Below are 15,998 nucleotides of genomic sequence, written 5' to 3'. Positions count from 1 at the left end.
CGGGGTAGCGTCTCCACCCATGGGTATGCCGGAGGCACGCGGCGCCCCGTCCGGAGGGCCGCGATCCCCGGACGCGGGGCCGCGATCGACGGCATCCTGGCAAGGGTTCGGGCAACACGGTGACTCGGCGGATGGGGGCCTTCCAGTGGGCGGCAGCGGCACAGACGGTACGAATGCCGGCAAGCGCCCGAACGAGCAGCTCGGCTCGTGGTTCGTCCGCAGCGGCTGGTCGAAGGGCGAGCTGGCGCGCCAGGTCAACCGCCGCGCCCGCCAGATGGGCGCGCACCACATCAGCACCGACACCTCCCGCGTACGGCGCTGGCTGGACGGCGAGCAGCCGCGCGAACCCATCCCGCGCATCCTCTCCGAGCTGTTCTCCGAGCGCTTCGGCTCCGTCGTCGCCGTCGAGGACCTCGGCCTGCGCACCGCCCACCAGTCACCCTCGGTGTCCGGCGTGGACCTGCCCTGGGCCGGCCCGCAGACCGTCTCGCTGCTCAGCGAGTTCTCCCGCAGCGACCTCATGCTCGCCCGGCGCGGCTTCCTCGGCACGTCGCTCTCCCTCGCCGCAGGGCCCTCCCTCATCGAGCCCATGCAGCGCTGGCTGGTGCCCACCCCCACCCCCGACCGGCCCGACCGCGGCGAGGCGCAGTCCCCCGGTCGCCGCCCGTACCGGCTCTCCCGGGCGGAGCTGGAGATGCTGGAGTCCACCACGGCGATGTTCCGCAAGTGGGACGCGCAGTGCGGCGGCGGACTGCGCCGCAAGGCCGTCGTCGGGCAGCTGCACGAGGTGACCGACCTCCTCCAGGAGACCCAGCCCGCCGACACCACCCGCCGCCTCTTCCGCTGCGCGGCCGAACTGGCCCAGCTCGCCGGGTGGATGAGCTACGACGTCGGCCTCCAGCCCACCGCCCAGAAGTACTTCGTGCTCGCCCTGCACGCCGCCAAGGAAGCCGGCGACAAACCGCTCGGCTCGTACGTCCTGTCCTCGATGGGCCGTCAGATGATCCACCTCGGACGGCCGGACGACGCCCTTGAACTCATCCACCTCGCGCAGTACGGCAGCCGCGACTGCGCCACCGCCCGCACCCAGGCGATGCTGTATGCGATGGAGGCCCGCGCGTACGCCAACATGGGGCAGCCGAGCAAGTGCAAGCGGGCCGTCCGGATGGCCGAGGACACCTTCGCCGACGCCGGCCTCGACGGCGAGCCGGAGCCCGACTGGATCCGCTTCTTCACCGAGGCCGAGCTGAACGGCGAGAACTCCCACTCCTTCCGCGACCTCGCCTACGTCGCCGGCCGCAGCCCCACCTACGCCTCCCTCGCCGAACCCGTCATGCGGCGCGCCGTCGACCTCTTCTCACAGGACCGCGAACACCAGCGCTCCTACGCCCTCAACCTCGTCGGCATGGCCACCGTCCACCTCCTCAAGCGCGAGCCCGAGCAGGCCAGCGCCCGCGCCGAGGACGCCCTCGCGGTGGCCCGACGGGTCCGCTCCGAGCGGGTCAACACCCGCCTGCGCAAGACCGTCGACACCGCCGTACGCGACTTCGGCGACGTACCGGAGGTCACCCGGATCACCGAACTCCTCGCCGAACAGCTGCCCGAGACCGCCGAGGCCGTCTGACCACGGACCCCGGCCGCGGCGGCCGCCCCTGACAGCCCGACTCGGTTCCCCCACCGCAGGTGACGGGCGCGGCCGCCGCGGTCGGTCCTCGACGGACCGGCCGCGGCCGCCGCCGTGACACACCCGTGATCCGGCGGTTCACGGCGACGTAACACACCCCACCCCTTCGTCACTGCGCCGAAACATCGGGCGGCATCCGCGGAAACGGCGCTGCGCGAATCTCCTGCGTCATAACCGGCCACTTCTCACAGCCGCGCAGCCCCGGCTCCGCACCCCGCACAGGCCGACCGACGACGAGGAGACGCCGATGCCCCCAGGCATCCTGACGCTCGCCGCAGAGGAAGCGCCCGCGCTCTCTGCCGCCAACACCGGCTTCATGCTCATCTGCTCCGCCCTCGTGATGCTCATGACGCCGGGCCTCGCCTTCTTCTACGGAGGCATGGTCCGCGTCAAGAGCACGCTCAACATGCTGATGATGAGCTTCGTCAGCCTCGGGATCGTCACGGTCCTCTGGGTGCTCTACGGCTTCAGCATCGCCTTCGGCACCGACATCGGCTCGGTCGTCGGCTGGTCCTCCGAGTACGTCGGCCTGAGCGGCATCGGCCGCGACCAGCTGTGGGACGGCTACACCATCCCCGTCTACGTCTTCGCCGTCTTCCAGCTGATGTTCGCCGTCATCACGCCCGCCCTGATCAGCGGCGCGCTCGCCGACCGCGTCAAGTTCGGCGCCTGGGCGCTCTTCATCACCCTGTGGGCCACCGTCGTGTACTTCCCCGTCGCCCACTGGGTGTGGGGGGCGGGCGGCTGGCTCTTCGAGAGGGGCGTCATCGACTTCGCCGGCGGCACCGCCGTCCACATCAACGCCGGCGCCGCCGCCCTCGGCGTGATCCTCGTCATCGGCAAGCGCGTCGGCTTCAAGAAGGACCCGATGCGTCCGCACAGCCTGCCCCTCGTCATGCTCGGCGCCGGCCTGCTGTGGTTCGGCTGGTTCGGCTTCAACGCCGGCTCCTGGCTCGGCAACGACGACGGCGTCGGCGCCGTGATGTTCGTCAACACGCAGGTCGCCACCGCCGCCGCCATGCTCGCCTGGCTCGCCTGGGAGAAGGTCCGCCACGGCGCCTGCACCACCCTCGGCGCCGCCTCCGGCGCCGTCGCCGGCCTCGTCGCCATCACCCCCGCCGGCGGCTCCTCCTCCCCGCTCGGCGCCCTCGCCATCGGCGCCGTCGCCGGCCTGTTGTGCGCCATGGCCGTCGGGCTGAAGTACAGGTTCGGCTACGACGACTCCCTCGACGTCGTCGGCGTCCACCTCGTCGGCGGTGTCGTCGGCTCCGTCCTCGTCGGCTTCTTCGCCACCGGCGGCGTCCAGTCCGAGGCCAGGGGCCTGTTCTACGGCGGCGGCGCCGAGCAGCTGGTCAAGCAGGTCACCGGGGTCGTCGCGGTCTTCGCGTACTCCTTCGTCGTCTCCGCGGTCCTCGCCCTCGTCATCCACCGGACGATCGGCATGCGCGTCAGCGAGGACGACGAGGTCGCCGGCATCGACCAGGGCGAGCACGCCGAGACCGCCTACGACTTCAGCGGCGCCGGCGGCGGCACCGCCCCCCGCAGGTCCGTGCCCGCCACCGGCGACACCACGGCGGCAGCCCAGCACACCAGGAAGGTCGACGCATGAAGCTCATCACCGCGATCGTCAAGCCGCACCGGCTGGACGAGATCAAGGAGGCCCTCCAGGCCTTCGGAGTCCACGGCCTGACCGTCACCGAGGCCAGCGGCTACGGGCGCCAGCGCGGCCACACCGAGGTCTACCGGGGTGCCGAGTACACCGTCGACCTCGTCCCGAAGATCCGCATCGAGGTCCTCGTCGAGGACGACGACGCCGAACAGCTCATCGAGGTCGTCGTGAAGGCCGCCCGCACCGGCAAGATCGGCGACGGCAAGGTGTGGAGCGTCCCCGTCGAGACCGCCGTCCGCGTCCGCACGGGCGAACGCGGACCCGACGCGCTGTAAGGGGAGCTGCCGGGTGACGAGCCACGCGACGCACGAGAAGGACGACGACTCGGGACCCGGCGGCCACGCGGCGGCCCGGACGGCCCTCCTCCGCCAGGAGGGCCGCCCCGGGCCGGCCCGCCGCGCCGCGCTGGCCCGGCTCACCGACGACTGGCTCGCCGGGCTGTACGCCGCGGCCGACCCGCCCCGCGGCACCGCGCTCGTCGCCGTCGGCGGCTACGGACGCGGCGAACTCTCCCCGCGCAGCGACCTCGACCTGCTCCTGCTCCACGACGGCACGGCCGAGCCCGGCGCCGTCGCCGCCCTCGCCGACCGCCTCTGGTACCCCGTGTGGGACCTCGGGCTGGCACTCGACCACTCCGTACGCACCCCGGGGGAGGCCCGCAGGACCGCCCGCGAGGACCTCAAGGTCCACCTCGGCCTCCTCGACGCCCGCCCGCTCGCCGGCGACGCCGGGCTCGTCGCCGCCCTGCGCACCACCGTCCTCGCCGACTGGCGCAACCAGGCCCCCGCCCGCCTCCCCGCCCTGCACGAGCTGTGCCGGGAACGCGCCGAGCGCCAGGGCGAGCTGCCCCACCTCCTCGAAGGCGACCTCAAGGAGGCCCGCGGCGGACTGCGCGACGCCACCGCCCTGCGCGCCGTCGCCGCCTCCTGGCTGGCCGACGCCCCCCGCGAGGGCCTCGCCGACGCGGCCCGCACCCTCCTCGACGTCCGCGACGCGCTCCACCTCGCCACCGGACGCGCCACCGACCGGCTCGCCCTCCAGGAACAGGACCAGGTCGCCGCCGCCCTCGGCCTGCTCGACGCCGACGCCCTGCTCCGCCGCGTCTCGGAAGCCGCCCGGACCATCGCCTACGCCTCCGACGTCACCTGGCGCGAGGTCCACCGCGTGCTGCGCGCCCGCTCCGCCCGGCCGAGGCTGCGCGCCCTCCTCGGCGGCGGCAGGGCCCCCCGCACCCGACCGGAACGCACACCCCTCGCCGAGGGCGTCGTCGAGATGGACGGCGAGGCCGTCCTCGCGCGCACCGCCCGCCCCGAACGCGACCCCGTCCTCCCGCTGCGCGCCGCCGCGGCCGCGGCCCAGGCCGGGCTGCCCCTGTCCCGGCACGCCGTGCGCCACCTCGCCACCACCGCGAAGCCGCTCCCCGTGCCCTGGCCCGCCGAGGCCCGCGAACAACTGGTCACGCTGCTCGGCGCGGGCGAACCCGCCGTCGCCGTCTGGGAGGCGCTGGAGGCCGAGGGGCTCGTCACCCGACTCGTACCGGACTGGGAACGCGTCCGCTGCCGCCCGCAGCGCAACCCCGTCCACACCTGGACCGTCGACCGGCACCTCGTGGAGACCGCCGTCCGCGCCTCCTCCCTCACCCGCCGCGTCGGCCGCCCCGACCTGCTCCTCGTCGCCGCGCTCCTGCACGACCTCGGCAAGGGGTGGCCCGGCGACCACTCCGTCGCCGGCGCGACCATCGCCCGCGACGTCGCCGTCCGCGTCGGCTTCGACCGGGCCGACACGGAGGTGCTCGCCGCCCTCGTCCGCCACCACCTGCTCCTCGTGGAGACCGCGACCCGGCGCGACCTCGACGACCCGGCCACCGTCACCGCCGTCGCCGAGGCCGTCGGCAGCCCGGCCACCCTGGAGCTGCTGCACGCCCTCACCGAGGCCGACGCCCTCGCCACCGGGCCCGCCGCCTGGTCCTCCTGGCGGGCCGGGCTCGTCGCCGACCTCGTCGGGCGGGTGGCGGCCGCCCTCTCCGGCGACACCCCCACGGCGCCCGAACCGGCCGCGCCCGGCGCCGAGGAGGAGCGCCTCGCCGTCGAGGCGCTGCGCACCGGCGAACCGGTACTGGCCCTCCGCACCCAGCACGAGGACGACGGCGACGGGGGCGGCCGCGCCGGTGACGGCTGCGGCGGGGACGGCGCCGGGCCGGCGGGCGAGCCTGAGCCGGTGGGCGTGGAGCTGCTGGTCGCCCTGCCCGACCGGCCGGGCGTCCTCCCCGCCGTCGCCGGGGTCCTCGCCCTGCACCGGCTCACCGTCCGCTCCGCCGACCTGCGCGCCGTCGACCTGCCCATCGAGCCGCCCCACCCCCCGGCGCCCGACCCGCGGCCCGCCGCCGCGCCGCCCGCCGCGCCCCGCGCCCGGTCGGCGGCCGGGACCGGCGCTCCGTCCGCCGGGCCGGTCCGCCCCGGTCCCGTGCTGGTGCTGAACTGGCGCGTCGCCGCCGAGTACGGCTCCCTGCCGCAGGCCGTGCGGCTCCGCGCCGACCTCGTACGCGCCCTGGACGGCTCCCTCGACGTGGCCGCCCGGCTCGCCGAGCGCGACGCCGCCCACCCGCGGCGCCGGGGCGTCCAGGGCCCGCCGCCCCGCGTCACCGTCGCCCCGGCGGGCTCGGCCGCCCGCGCCACGGTCCTGGAGGTCCGCGCCCAGGACGCCCCGGGCCTGCTGCACCGCATCGGCCGGGCATTGGAGGGCGCGGAGGTACGGGTGCGCAGCGCCCACGTCAGCACCCTCGGCGCGAACGCGGTGGACACGGTCTACGTCACGGACACCGAGGGCGCCCCGCTGTCGACCGGGGCGGCCGCGCAGGCGGCGCGGGCCCTGGAGGAGGCCCTGCGGGCGTGACCGGGCCGGGCCGGGCGGCGCCGGTTGCGGCACCGCCGGCGTGCGTCCCGGACACCCCGGCGGGCCCCCGGGCCGCCGCCCCGGCCGGCGGGATGCGCGAGGGGAGGGCGCCCCCGCCGCGCGGGCGGATACCCTTGACTCCGACTGTCCGCCTGCTTCCGAGACCCGAGGACCGACGAGCGCCGTGTTCGATACCCTCTCCGACCGCCTCTCCGCGACTTTCAAGACTCTGCGAGGCAAAGGCAGGTTGTCCGAGGCGGACATCGACGCCACCGCCCGCGAGATCCGCATCGCCCTGCTGGAAGCGGACGTCGCCCTGCCGGTGGTCCGGGCGTTCATCAAGAACGTGAAGGAGAGGGCGTCCGGGGCCGAGGTGTCCAAGGCGCTCAACCCCTCACAGCAGGTCATCAAGATCGTCAATGACGAGCTGGTCTCCATCCTCGGCGGTGAGACCCGCCGCCTGCGCTTCGCCAAGACCGCCCCGACCGTGATCATGCTGGCCGGTCTGCAGGGTGCGGGCAAGACCACGCTCGCCGGCAAGCTCGGCCTCTGGCTCAAGGGCCAGGGCCACTCCCCGCTGCTCGTCGCCTGCGACCTCCAGCGCCCCAACGCCGTCAACCAGCTCTCCGTCGTCGCCGACCGCGCCGGCGTCGGCGTCTACGCGCCCGAGCCGGGCAACGGCGTCGGCGACCCGGTCCAGGTCGCCAAGGACTCGATCGAGTACGCGCGGACCAAGCAGTTCGACATCGTCATCGTCGACACCGCCGGCCGCCTGGGCATCGACCAGGAGATGATGCGGCAGGCCGCCGACATCCGGGACGCCGTCCGCCCGGACGAGATCCTCTTCGTCGTCGACGCGATGATCGGTCAGGACGCCGTCAACACGGCCGAGGCGTTCCGCGACGGCGTGGGCTTCGACGGCGTCGTCCTGTCGAAGCTCGACGGCGACGCCCGCGGCGGTGCCGCCCTGTCCATCGCGCACGTCACCGGCCGCCAGATCATGTTCGCCTCCAACGGCGAGAAGCTGGACGAGTTCGACGCGTTCCACCCGGACCGCATGGCGTCGCGCATCCTCGGCATGGGCGACGTGCTGTCGCTGATCGAGAAGGCCGAGCAGACCTTCAGCCAGGAAGAGGCCGCCAAGATGGCCTCCAAGCTGGCGAGCAGCAAGGGCAAGGACTTCACCCTCGACGACTTCCTGGCCCAGATGGAGCAGGTCCGCAAGATGGGCTCCATCTCCAAGCTGCTCGGCATGCTGCCGGGCATGGCGCAGATGCGGGACCAGATCAACAACATCGACGAGCGGGACGTCGACCGCACGGCGGCGGTCATCAAGTCCATGACCCCGGCCGAGCGCCAGGACCCCACGATCATCAACGGCTCGCGCCGGGCCCGGATCGCGCGTGGTTCGGGCGTCGACGTCAGCGCCGTGAAGTCGCTGGTGGAGCGGTTCTTCGAGGCCCGCAAGATGATGTCGCGGATGGCGCAGGGCGGCGGCATGCCGGGCATGCCCGGCATGCCCGGCACGGGGGGCGGCGCGGGCCGCCAGAAGAAGCAGCAGAAGCAGGCCAAGGGCAAGCGGCGCAGCGGCAACCCGCTGAAGCGGAAGGCCGAGGAGGAGGCCGCCGCCGCGCGCCGCGAGGAGCAGGCCCAGCAGGGCGGCGCGTTCGGCCTCCCGGCCGGGCAGCCGGGCCAGGACTTCGAGCTGCCGGACGAGTTCAAGAAGTTCATGGGCTGAGCACGGCGCGCGCGGCGACGGCCCGACGGCACGCGCGGGGCCCGACGGTACGCGCGGCGAGGGGCACCCACCAGTGCGGTGGGTGCCCCTCGCTCATGCCGTGCGCCTTCTCGGGCAGAACCGTTCCGGCGAACCCGGGGGCGCCTAGGGGATCCTGGCCACCAGGTACCGGAAGACGTTCGGCATCCACACCGTGCCGTCCGGACGGACGTACGAGTGGAGGGCCTCCGTGATCTCCTTCTCCACGGTCACCTGGTCCGCGGCCCGCACGGCCGCGTCGAACAGGCCGGTGGAGAGCAGCCCGCGCACCGCGCTGTCCGTGTCCGCGTACCCGAACGGACAGGAGACGCGGCCGGAGCCGTCCGGACGCAGCCCGGCCCGCGCGGCCACCTCCTCCAGGTCGTCGCGGAGGGCGGGCCGCCAGGCGTCCCCGCCCCGCAGCCGCTCGGTGAGCCGCCCCGCGACCCGGAACACGGCCGTCGTGGCGCACCGCTCGGGCGGGCCCCAACCGGTGAGGACCACGGCGCCGCCCCGCTCCGCCATCCGGACGGCGGCGGCCAGGGAGGGGACGAGCCCGTCGGAGTCGCCGGCGGTGCAACCGATCGGCTGCAACGCCGTGACCAGGTTGTACGCCGTGCCCGCGGGGTCCGCCGCGGCGTCGGGGGAGCCGTACAGGAGCCTCGGCTCGGGGCGCCCGGCGCCGTACGGGCCCGGTCCGTGGCCGGGCGGCTCGGGCGTGAGCCGCTCCCGGGCCAGGTCCACGCGCGCGTGGTCGGTGTCGACACCCGTCACCCGGGCCCCGCGTGTGGCGGCCATGAGCAGGGCGAGCCCCGAGCCGCAACCGAGACCGAGGAGCCGTGTCCCGGTGCCGACCTCCAGGTGCTCGTACACCGCTTCGTAGAGCGGTACCAGCATCCGCTCCTGGATCTCCGCCCAGTCACGGGCGCGCCGTGGCGCGTCCGCGGCCGGAGGGGCCGAGGCCGGGTGGGGGTGGTGCTGGACGAGCATAGGTGTCATCGAAAGCGCCCCAATCAGCCGAGAGGTTCAACTCTGCGTCCTTGCCCTGATGGACAGCCCCCGTGTACGTGCGCCGGCACGTCCCGTAAGCCAGGGAACTCCGCTTCCGCCCCGGCGTCCAGGGGGTCGGGCCGCAATGCTTGCGTGCCCCGGTCGTGCGCCCCCTGGGCCGGCACGAACCACTCCCATAGTGAGGCCGCCGCGCGAATCCCGCCATGGCAACGGGGTCGGTGCCACGCGGTACCCGCAGTAGCGGTACTGTCGCCCACGGCGATGCGCCTTCGCCGCCGCACGGTGAGCACGACCGGCGCACGGACATGTGCGAGCGCCGGGGCGCGCACTGCGGGGGAAGCTCCGCGGACGGCGCCGCTACGTACCACCTTGATGCGAGCTGTGTGGCTTCTCCGCAGATCAGCGCACTGGCCCTCGTGAGGACACATCAATGGCAACTGACGGGTACGTGCAAAATATTTGGGATGCCCCGGAATGGAACCCGACGGCGTCCCGGCTCGTTGTTCACGACGTGAGCACGACACCACCTGTCCTCGCCGCGGAACTGGCACAGGCGTGGGCCGACATTCAGCGGCACCACCCCGAACTGCCCGATCTCGCTGCGCCCGAGTCCCTGATCGGAGAGTCGTCGTCCGCCTGCGGCGCCGAGCTCTCCTTCGAGCGACTGCTGCATGAGGCAGTCCACGGCATCGCCGCCGCCCGGGGTGTCCGCGACACCTCGCGAGCCGGCCGGTACCACAACCGCCGCTTCCTGGCGATCGCCGAGGAGATGGGCCTGGACCACTCCGAGGAGCCGCACCCGAGCAGCGGCTTCTCCCTGGTCACGCTCAGCCCCGAGGCGAAGCGCCGGTACCGGCAGACGATCGAGCGGCTGCAGCGCGCCCTCAAGGCGCACACCGCGGCCACCGCGGGCGACACCAAGCGCTCCTTCCGCGGGCCCGCCGCCAGGCACGGCTCGTCGGGCGGTGGCGTCCGGGTCAAGGCGGTGTGCGACTGCGGCCGCAACGTCCGGGTCGTCCCCTCCGTCCTCGCCCAGGCGCCGATCGTCTGCGGCGGCTGCGGCAAGCCCTTCCGGATCCCGGAAGCGGTGGGCGCCGCCCGGTGATCCGCCGGGAGGCCCGGGGGCACGGGGGCCGCGCGGGGTGTGGCACAATGGCTAGCTGTACTCGACAGTCGAACAGGACCCCTCTCTCCTACGGCTGACGCGTCCATCGGGCACTCGGGTACCGCAACCCCACGCGGCATGTCGTCGTGCCCAACTCACGTCAAGACCAGGAGACACCACACCCGTGGCAGTCAAGATCAAGCTGAAGCGTCTGGGCAAGATCCGTTCGCCTCACTACCGCATCGTCGTCGCCGACTCCCGCACCCGCCGTGACGGCCGTGCGATCGAGGAGATCGGCCTGTACCACCCGGTGCAGAACCCCTCGCGCATCGAGGTCGACTCGGAGCGTGCGCAGTACTGGCTGTCCGTCGGCGCCCAGCCGACCGAGCCGGTCCTCGCCATCCTGAAGCTCACCGGCGACTGGCAGAAGGTCAAGGGCCTCCCGGCCCCCGAGAAGCCGCTGCTCGCCCCGGCGACGAAGGAAGACAAGCGTCGTTCCTTCGACGACTTCGCCAAGGCGCTCGCGGGCGACGACGACAAGGGTGAGGCCATCACCCCCAAGGCCAAGAAGGCCGACAAGAAGGCGGACGAGGCCGAGACTGAGTCTGCGGCGACGGCCGCAGAGTCGCCCGAGGCCTGAGCATGCTCGAGGAGGCTCTCGAGCACCTCGTGAAGGGCATCGTCGACAACCCCGACGACGTGCAGGTCGCCTCGCGCACCCTGCGTCGCGGGCGCGTGCTGGAGGTCCGGGTCCACCCGGACGACCTCGGCAAGGTGATCGGCCGCAACGGCCGCACCGCCCGCGCGCTGCGTACGGTCGTGGGCGCCATCGGCGGCCGTGGTATCCGGGTCGACCTCGTCGACGTGGACCAGGTTCGCTGAGCGAAGTTGAACACCGGCGCACGGGCCGGGGAGGGCAGCCGCCCGCCCCGGCCCGTCGTCGTCCGACAGGAGAGTCAAGGAAGTGCAGCTCGTAGTCGCGCGGATCGGCCGCGCTCACGGAGTCAAGGGCGAGGTCACCGTCGAGGTGCGCACCGACGAGCCGGAACTGCGGCTCGGGCCGGGTGCCGTCCTCACCACCGACCCGGCCGGCGTCGGACCCCTGACCATCGAGAGCGGACGGGTGCACAGCGGGCGGCTGCTCCTGCGCTTCGCGGGCGTACGCGACCGGAACGCCGCCGAGGCGCTGCGCAACACCCTGCTCATCGCGGACGTCGACCCCGACGAGCGCCCCGAGGAGCCGGACGAGTACTACGACCACCAGCTCGTCGACCTGGACGTGGTCCTCGCCGACGGCACGGAGATCGGCCGGATCACGGAGATCAGCCACCTGCCGTCCCAGGACCTGTTCGTCGTCGAGCGGCCCGACGGCACCGAGGTGCTCATCCCCTTCGTCGAGGAGATCGTCACCGACGTCGACCTGGAGGCGCAGCGGGCCGTCATCGTCCCGCCGCCCGGCCTCGTCGACGACCGCGCCGTCATCGCCTCCGCCCGCGGGGAAGACGAGGACGGCCACCCGGACTCCGACGGTCACCCGGACTCCGACGGCCACCCCGACGGCGGCCGGCGCCCCGGCGCGGAGGACGGTCGCTGATGCGGCTCGACGTCGTCACCATCTTCCCGGAGTACCTCGACCCGCTGAACGTGTCCCTCGTCGGCAAGGCCCGCGCCAGCGGCCGGCTCGACGTCCACGTCCACGACCTGCGCGACTGGACGTACGACCGGCACAACACCGTCGACGACACCCCCTATGGCGGTGGCCCCGGCATGGTCATGAAGACCGAGCCCTGGGGCGACGCCCTCGACGAGATCACCGCCGACGGCTACGAGGCGGGGCACCACGGGCCCGTACTCGTCGTCCCGACGCCCAGCGGCCGCCCGTTCACCCAGGAGGTCGCCGTCGAGCTCTCCCGGCGACCGTGGCTGATCTTCGCCCCCGCCCGGTACGAGGGCATCGACCGGCGCGTCACCGACGAGTACGCCACCCGCATGCCCGTCTACGAGGTCTCCATCGGCGACTACGTCCTCGCCGGCGGGGAGGCCGCCGTCCTCGTCGTCACGGAGGCCGTGGCCCGGCTCCTGCCGGGAGTCCTCGGCAACGCCGAGTCCCACCGGGACGACTCGTTCGCCCCCGGCGCCATGGCCGACCTGCTGGAGGGCCCGGTCTACACCAAGCCGCCCGTCTGGCGCGGCCGCGGCATCCCCGACGTCCTCCTCAGCGGCCACCACGGGCGGATCGCCCGCTGGCGGCGAGACGAGGCGTTCCGGCGCACCGCCCTGCACCGCCCCGACCTCATCGAGCGGTGCGACCCCTCCGCCTTCGACAAGAAGGACCGCGAGATCCTCTCCATGCTCGGCTGGGCCCCCGAGCCCGGTGGCCGATTTTGGCGCAGGCCCCCGGCCGTGGAAGAATAGGCCGCTGCCGTACGTCCGGTCGGCGCCCCTGCCACAGGGGGACACGACGCCGCACCCCGCACGACGGCTCCCCGATCACCATCCACATGCCGCTGATGACCTGTGGCATCAGCGAGGAAGCAGACGAACATGTCCCACGTGCTCGACGTCGTCAACTCGGCGTCCCTGCGGTCCGACGTCCCGGCGTTCCGTCCCGGTGACACCGTGAACGTCCACGTCCGCGTCATCGAGGGCAACCGCTCCCGTATCCAGCAGTTCAAGGGCGTCGTCATCCGCCGCCAGGGCTCGGGCGTCTCCGAGACCTTCACGGTGCGCAAGGTCTCCTTCTCCGTCGGCGTCGAGCGCACCTTCCCGGTGCACAGCCCGATCTTCGAGAAGATCGAGCTCGTCACCCGCGGTGACGTCCGTCGCGCCAAGCTGTACTACCTCCGTGAGCTGCGCGGCAAGGCCGCGAAGATCAAGGAGAAGCGCGACAACTGAGCTCCGGCTCACCTCGCGGCTCGCACTTCGGACGAGTCCCACAGGGTCGCCGGTTAGGCTCTGGCCCCGATGGACACCGAAGCACAGCACACGGAGCGCGACCTCCCCGACGACGCCGACAGGCGGACGACGGGGAGGTCGCGCTTCGCGCTTTCCCGGCGCAGGGCCGGCCTGATCGGCCTCACCTGGGCCCTCGGCATGCTGCTCCTCAGCCACTTCGTCATCCAGCCGTTCCAGATTCCCAGCGGATCCATGGAGCCCACGCTCCAGGTCGGCGACCGGGTGCTCGTCGACAAGCTGGCGTACCGTTTCGGCGACGTCCCCGCGCGCGGGGACGTCGTCGTCTTCGACGGAACCGGCTCCTTCGTCCGTACCGTTCCGCAGGAGAACCCCGTCACCGGGCTCGTGCGCGGCGCCGCCGCGGCGCTGGGCCTGGCGGAGCCCGCCGACACCGACTTCGTCAAGCGCGTCGTCGGGGTCGGGGGCGACCGGGTGGTGTGCTGCGACAAGGAGGGCAGGATCGAGGTGAACGGCGTACCCGTGCGGGAGGGGTATCTGCACCCCGGTGACGCCCCCTCCCAGGTGCGGTTCGACATCGTGGTGCCGCAGGGCGGCCTCTGGGTCATGGGCGACCACCGCAGCAACTCCCGGGACTCCCGCGACCACCTCGGCGCCCCCGGCGGCGGGATGGTCCCGGTCGACATGGTGATCGGCCGGGCCGGGTGGATCGCCTGGCCCGCCGGACGCTGGTCGACCGTCGCACCGACGGACGCCTTCGCGCGCGTACCGGGGCCGCCCGCCGCGGGGAGCGGCCATGGGTAACCGCGGCCGGCGCGCCGGGCACCGCGCCGACACCCGGCTGCCCACCGGGTCGCGGCCCACCGACGGCCGCCGCCCGCTGCCGGGCCGGGCCGAGCGGCGCAGGCTCGCCCGACGGGTCAAGCGGCGCAGGCGCCGTTCCGCGCTCAAGGAGATCCCCCTCCTCATCACCGTCGCCGTGCTCATCGCGCTGGTGCTGAAGACGTTCCTGGTGCAGGCGTTCGTCATCCCGTCCGGCTCCATGGAGCAGACCATCCGGATCGACGACCGGGTCCTCGTCGACAAGCTGACGCCCTGGTTCGGCTCCCGCCCGGAGCGCGGCGACGTCGTCGTCTTCCGCGACCCCGGCGGCTGGCTCAGGGACGAGCAGACGCCGCCGGCCGACGACCCGGTCGTCGTCGCCCAGGTCAAGCGCGCGCTCACCTTCATCGGCCTGCTCCCGTCGGAGGACGAACAGGACCTCATCAAGCGGGTGGTGGCGGTCGGCGGGGACACCGTCAAGTGCTGCGACCGCGACGGGCGGCTGACCGTCAACGGCGTACCGGTGACCGAGCCGTACCTCCATCCGGGGAACGCGCCCTCGGCGATCACCTTCGACGTCCGGGTCCCCGAGGGGCGGCTGTTCGTCCTCGGCGACCACCGCACCGACTCCGCCGACTCCCGCTTCCACCTCGACGAGGAGTTCCAGGGCACCGTCGCGGAAGAGCAGGTGGTGGGGCGTGCCATGGTGATCGCCTGGCCCTTCTCGCACTGGCGGCGGCTGGGAGACGGCGACGCGTTCGCCGCGGTCCCGGACGCGCCGCCCGGGACCGCGACGGCGCTCGGCGCGTCGCATAGTGTGTCCCCTTGGCGTCCCACGGGACCGCCGCGGCTCCCGACCCCTGCGGAACTCCCGCTCGTTATGGGAGTGGTGGGCCTTCCCCTGCTTCGGGGGCGGGCGAAAGCACGGACTGAGGAGTGGATGTGGGGGATCTGGCGGTCGGCGCGCGATCCGGGCGCGAGGAGCCGGAGAAGGGGCGCGAGCAGTTCGCCGGCCCGGTCCCCGGCCCGGGCGGACCACCCGCCGCGGGCGTGACCCCGGGCCCGGCCGTCCCGGGAGACGACAGGAACGTGAGCACCGCGCAGAGCGCGCACACCGCGGACACCGCGCGCAGCGCTCGCAGCGCCGAGAACACCGAGAACGCCGAGGACGACAGGGTGGACGACGACCGGGCCGGTGACGGCGGGAGCAGCGGCACGAGCGGGGACGCCGCCGACGGCGGTGACGGCGGCGAGCAGCCGCGCAAGCAGCGCTCCTTCTGGAAGGAGCTGCCGCTGCTGATCGGTATCGCGCTGCTGCTGGCGCTCCTGATCAAGACGTTCCTCGTCCAGGCGTTCTCGATCCCGTCCGAGTCGATGATGAACACCCTGCAGCGCGGCGACCGGGTCCTGGTCGACAAGCTGACGCCGTGGTTCGGCTCGGAGCCCGAGCGCGGCGAGGTCGTCGTCTTCCACGACCCGGGCGGCTGGCTCAACGAGCCCGCCCCCGAGCCGAACCCGCTCCAGCGGTTCCTCAGCTTCATCGGCCTGATGCCGTCCTCCGAGAAGCAGGACCTGATCAAGCGCGTCATCGCGGTCGGGGGCGACACCGTCGAGTGCAAGAAGGGCGGCAAGGTCGTCCTCAACGGCAAGGAACTCGACGAGAGCGCCTACCTGTACCCCGGCTCCACGCCGTGCGACGACGAGCCCTTCGGTCCCGTCAAGGTCCCCGCGGACCGCATCTGGGTGATGGGCGACAACCGGCAGAACTCGCTCGACTCCCGCTACCACCAGGAGCTGCCCGGCAACGGCACGGTCGCCGAGAAGGAGGTCGTCGGCCGCGCGGTCGTCGTCGCCTGGCCGGTCGGCCGCTGGTCGACCCTGCCGGTGCCTGACGCCTTCGACCGGGCCGGCCCGGCCGCGGCCGCCGCGGCGGTCGCGGGGCCGGGTGCCCTGGGGCTCGCCGGAGCGGTGCCGCTGGTGCTGTGGCACCGCCGCCGCGCCCTCGCGCGCGGCACGGCACCGGTCGGGGCGCCCGCCGCGGCGCGCGACCGGGGCTGAGCGGGCGGACAGCGGCGGGAACCCCGAGGTCCGCGTGGGCCGCGGTCCGTTCGGGCGGAGGTCCGCTCGGACCGGGGCCTGGTCGGAC

The 15,998-nt window shown here is 73.6% G+C and carries 14 protein-coding genes and 1 pseudogene; 14 read left to right on the top strand and 1 reads right to left on the bottom strand.

The genetic code is table 11. The features are described 5' to 3' along the window. The first annotated feature begins 145 nt into the window (after window positions 1-145). The 5 genes from LPA54_RS12605 (at window position 146) to ffh (ending at window position 7,983) form a co-directional block, all read left to right on the top strand. Window positions 146-1,624 (top strand): hypothetical protein, encoded by a 1,479-nt coding sequence (locus LPA54_RS12605; RefSeq protein WP_228976850.1) that lies wholly within the window; start codon window positions 146-148, stop codon window positions 1,622-1,624. A gap of 307 nt (window positions 1,625-1,931) precedes the next feature. Further along, window positions 1,932-3,293: an ammonium transporter gene (locus LPA54_RS12600; RefSeq protein ID WP_228976848.1), complete on the top strand. Its 1,362-nt coding sequence runs from the start codon at window positions 1,932-1,934 to the stop codon at window positions 3,291-3,293. Then, the gene (locus LPA54_RS12595; protein WP_228976846.1) at window positions 3,290-3,628 is read left to right on the top strand and encodes a P-II family nitrogen regulator; all 339 of its coding nucleotides are present in this window, start codon (window positions 3,290-3,292) and stop codon (window positions 3,626-3,628) included. The genes LPA54_RS12600 and LPA54_RS12595 overlap by 4 nt, the downstream gene beginning before the upstream one ends. A 13-nt stretch (window positions 3,629-3,641) precedes the next feature. Then, on the top strand, window positions 3,642-6,245 hold the full coding sequence (locus LPA54_RS12590) for a [protein-PII] uridylyltransferase (RefSeq protein WP_228976844.1): 2,604 nt from the start codon (window positions 3,642-3,644) through the stop codon (window positions 6,243-6,245). Window positions 6,246-6,429: 184 nt separating this feature from the next. Further along, complete coding sequence (gene ffh / locus LPA54_RS12585; RefSeq protein ID WP_228976842.1) at window positions 6,430-7,983, top strand: signal recognition particle protein; 1,554 nt, start codon at window positions 6,430-6,432, stop codon at window positions 7,981-7,983. A gap of 144 nt (window positions 7,984-8,127) precedes the next feature. On the opposite strand, the gene LPA54_RS12580 is transcribed toward ffh, so the two are convergent. Further along, window positions 8,128-9,000 carry a methyltransferase domain-containing protein gene (locus LPA54_RS12580; protein WP_228976841.1) on the bottom strand — a complete coding sequence of 291 codons (873 nt, stop codon included), beginning with the start codon at window positions 8,998-9,000 and terminating at the stop codon, window positions 8,128-8,130. Between the two features lie 523 nt (window positions 9,001-9,523). Here LPA54_RS12580 and LPA54_RS12575 point away from each other — a divergent pair. The 9 genes and pseudogenes from LPA54_RS12575 (at window position 9,524) to lepB (LPA54_RS12535) (ending at window position 15,910) form a co-directional block, all read left to right on the top strand. Further along, window positions 9,524-10,117 carry a hypothetical protein gene (locus tag LPA54_RS12575; protein ID WP_228976838.1) on the top strand — a complete coding sequence of 198 codons (594 nt, stop codon included), beginning with the start codon at window positions 9,524-9,526 and terminating at the stop codon, window positions 10,115-10,117. Window positions 10,118-10,301: 184 nt separating this feature from the next. Continuing rightward, on the top strand, window positions 10,302-10,757 hold the full coding sequence (gene rpsP, locus LPA54_RS12570; protein ID WP_228976837.1) for a 30S ribosomal protein S16: 456 nt from the start codon (window positions 10,302-10,304) through the stop codon (window positions 10,755-10,757). Window positions 10,758-10,759: 2 nt separating this feature from the next. Then, window positions 10,760-10,999: an RNA-binding protein gene (locus LPA54_RS12565; RefSeq protein ID WP_003980229.1), complete on the top strand. Its 240-nt coding sequence runs from the start codon at window positions 10,760-10,762 to the stop codon at window positions 10,997-10,999. Window positions 11,000-11,081: 82 nt separating this feature from the next. Continuing rightward, complete coding sequence (gene rimM, locus LPA54_RS12560) at window positions 11,082-11,711, top strand: ribosome maturation factor RimM (RefSeq protein WP_228976835.1); 630 nt, start codon at window positions 11,082-11,084, stop codon at window positions 11,709-11,711. Then, complete coding sequence (gene trmD, locus LPA54_RS12555; RefSeq protein ID WP_228976833.1) at window positions 11,711-12,532, top strand: tRNA (guanosine(37)-N1)-methyltransferase TrmD; 822 nt, start codon at window positions 11,711-11,713, stop codon at window positions 12,530-12,532. Before rimM ends, trmD begins: the two co-directional genes overlap by 1 nt. Window positions 12,533-12,661: 129 nt before the next feature. Further along, on the top strand, window positions 12,662-13,012 hold the full coding sequence (rplS, locus tag LPA54_RS12550) for a 50S ribosomal protein L19 (RefSeq protein ID WP_228976831.1): 351 nt from the start codon (window positions 12,662-12,664) through the stop codon (window positions 13,010-13,012). Between the two features lie 69 nt (window positions 13,013-13,081). Next, window positions 13,082-13,834, top strand: coding sequence for a signal peptidase I (lepB, locus tag LPA54_RS12545; protein WP_228976829.1), 753 nt, complete (start codon window positions 13,082-13,084; stop codon window positions 13,832-13,834). Next, a pseudogene (lepB, locus tag LPA54_RS12540) lies at window positions 13,827-14,838 on the top strand (signal peptidase I); the annotation flags it as partial. The gene lepB (LPA54_RS12545) and the pseudogene lepB (LPA54_RS12540), both read left to right, overlap by 8 nt. Then, window positions 14,795-15,910 (top strand): signal peptidase I, encoded by a 1,116-nt coding sequence (lepB, locus tag LPA54_RS12535; protein ID WP_228976827.1) that lies wholly within the window; start codon window positions 14,795-14,797, stop codon window positions 15,908-15,910. The pseudogene lepB (LPA54_RS12540) and the gene lepB (LPA54_RS12535), both read left to right, overlap by 44 nt. The last annotated feature ends 88 nt before the right edge of the window (window positions 15,911-15,998 follow it).

It is taken from the genome of Streptomyces sp. DH12 (genome assembly GCF_020873895.1).
In the GTDB taxonomy this organism is placed as follows: domain Bacteria; phylum Actinomycetota; class Actinomycetes; order Streptomycetales; family Streptomycetaceae; genus Streptomyces.
This window is presented reverse-complemented; position numbering and strand designations above follow the sequence as displayed.

Excerpts from the sequence above, each read along its gene's own strand:
- LPA54_RS12600 (WP_228976848.1), top strand. The coding sequence starts at position 1,932 with ATGCCCCCAGGCATCCTGACGCTCGCCGCAGAGGAAGCGCCCGCGCTC.
- rplS (WP_228976831.1), top strand. The coding sequence starts at position 12,662 with ATGTCCCACGTGCTCGACGTCGTCAACTCGGCGTCCCTGCGGTCCGAC.
- LPA54_RS12565 (WP_003980229.1), top strand. The coding sequence starts at position 10,760 with ATGCTCGAGGAGGCTCTCGAGCACCTCGTGAAGGGCATCGTCGACAAC.
- trmD (WP_228976833.1), top strand. The coding sequence starts at position 11,711 with ATGCGGCTCGACGTCGTCACCATCTTCCCGGAGTACCTCGACCCGCTG.
- LPA54_RS12580 (WP_228976841.1), bottom strand. The coding sequence starts at position 9,000 with ATGACACCTATGCTCGTCCAGCACCACCCCCACCCGGCCTCGGCCCCT.
- LPA54_RS12595 (WP_228976846.1), top strand. The coding sequence starts at position 3,290 with ATGAAGCTCATCACCGCGATCGTCAAGCCGCACCGGCTGGACGAGATC.
- lepB (WP_228976829.1), top strand. The coding sequence starts at position 13,082 with ATGGACACCGAAGCACAGCACACGGAGCGCGACCTCCCCGACGACGCC.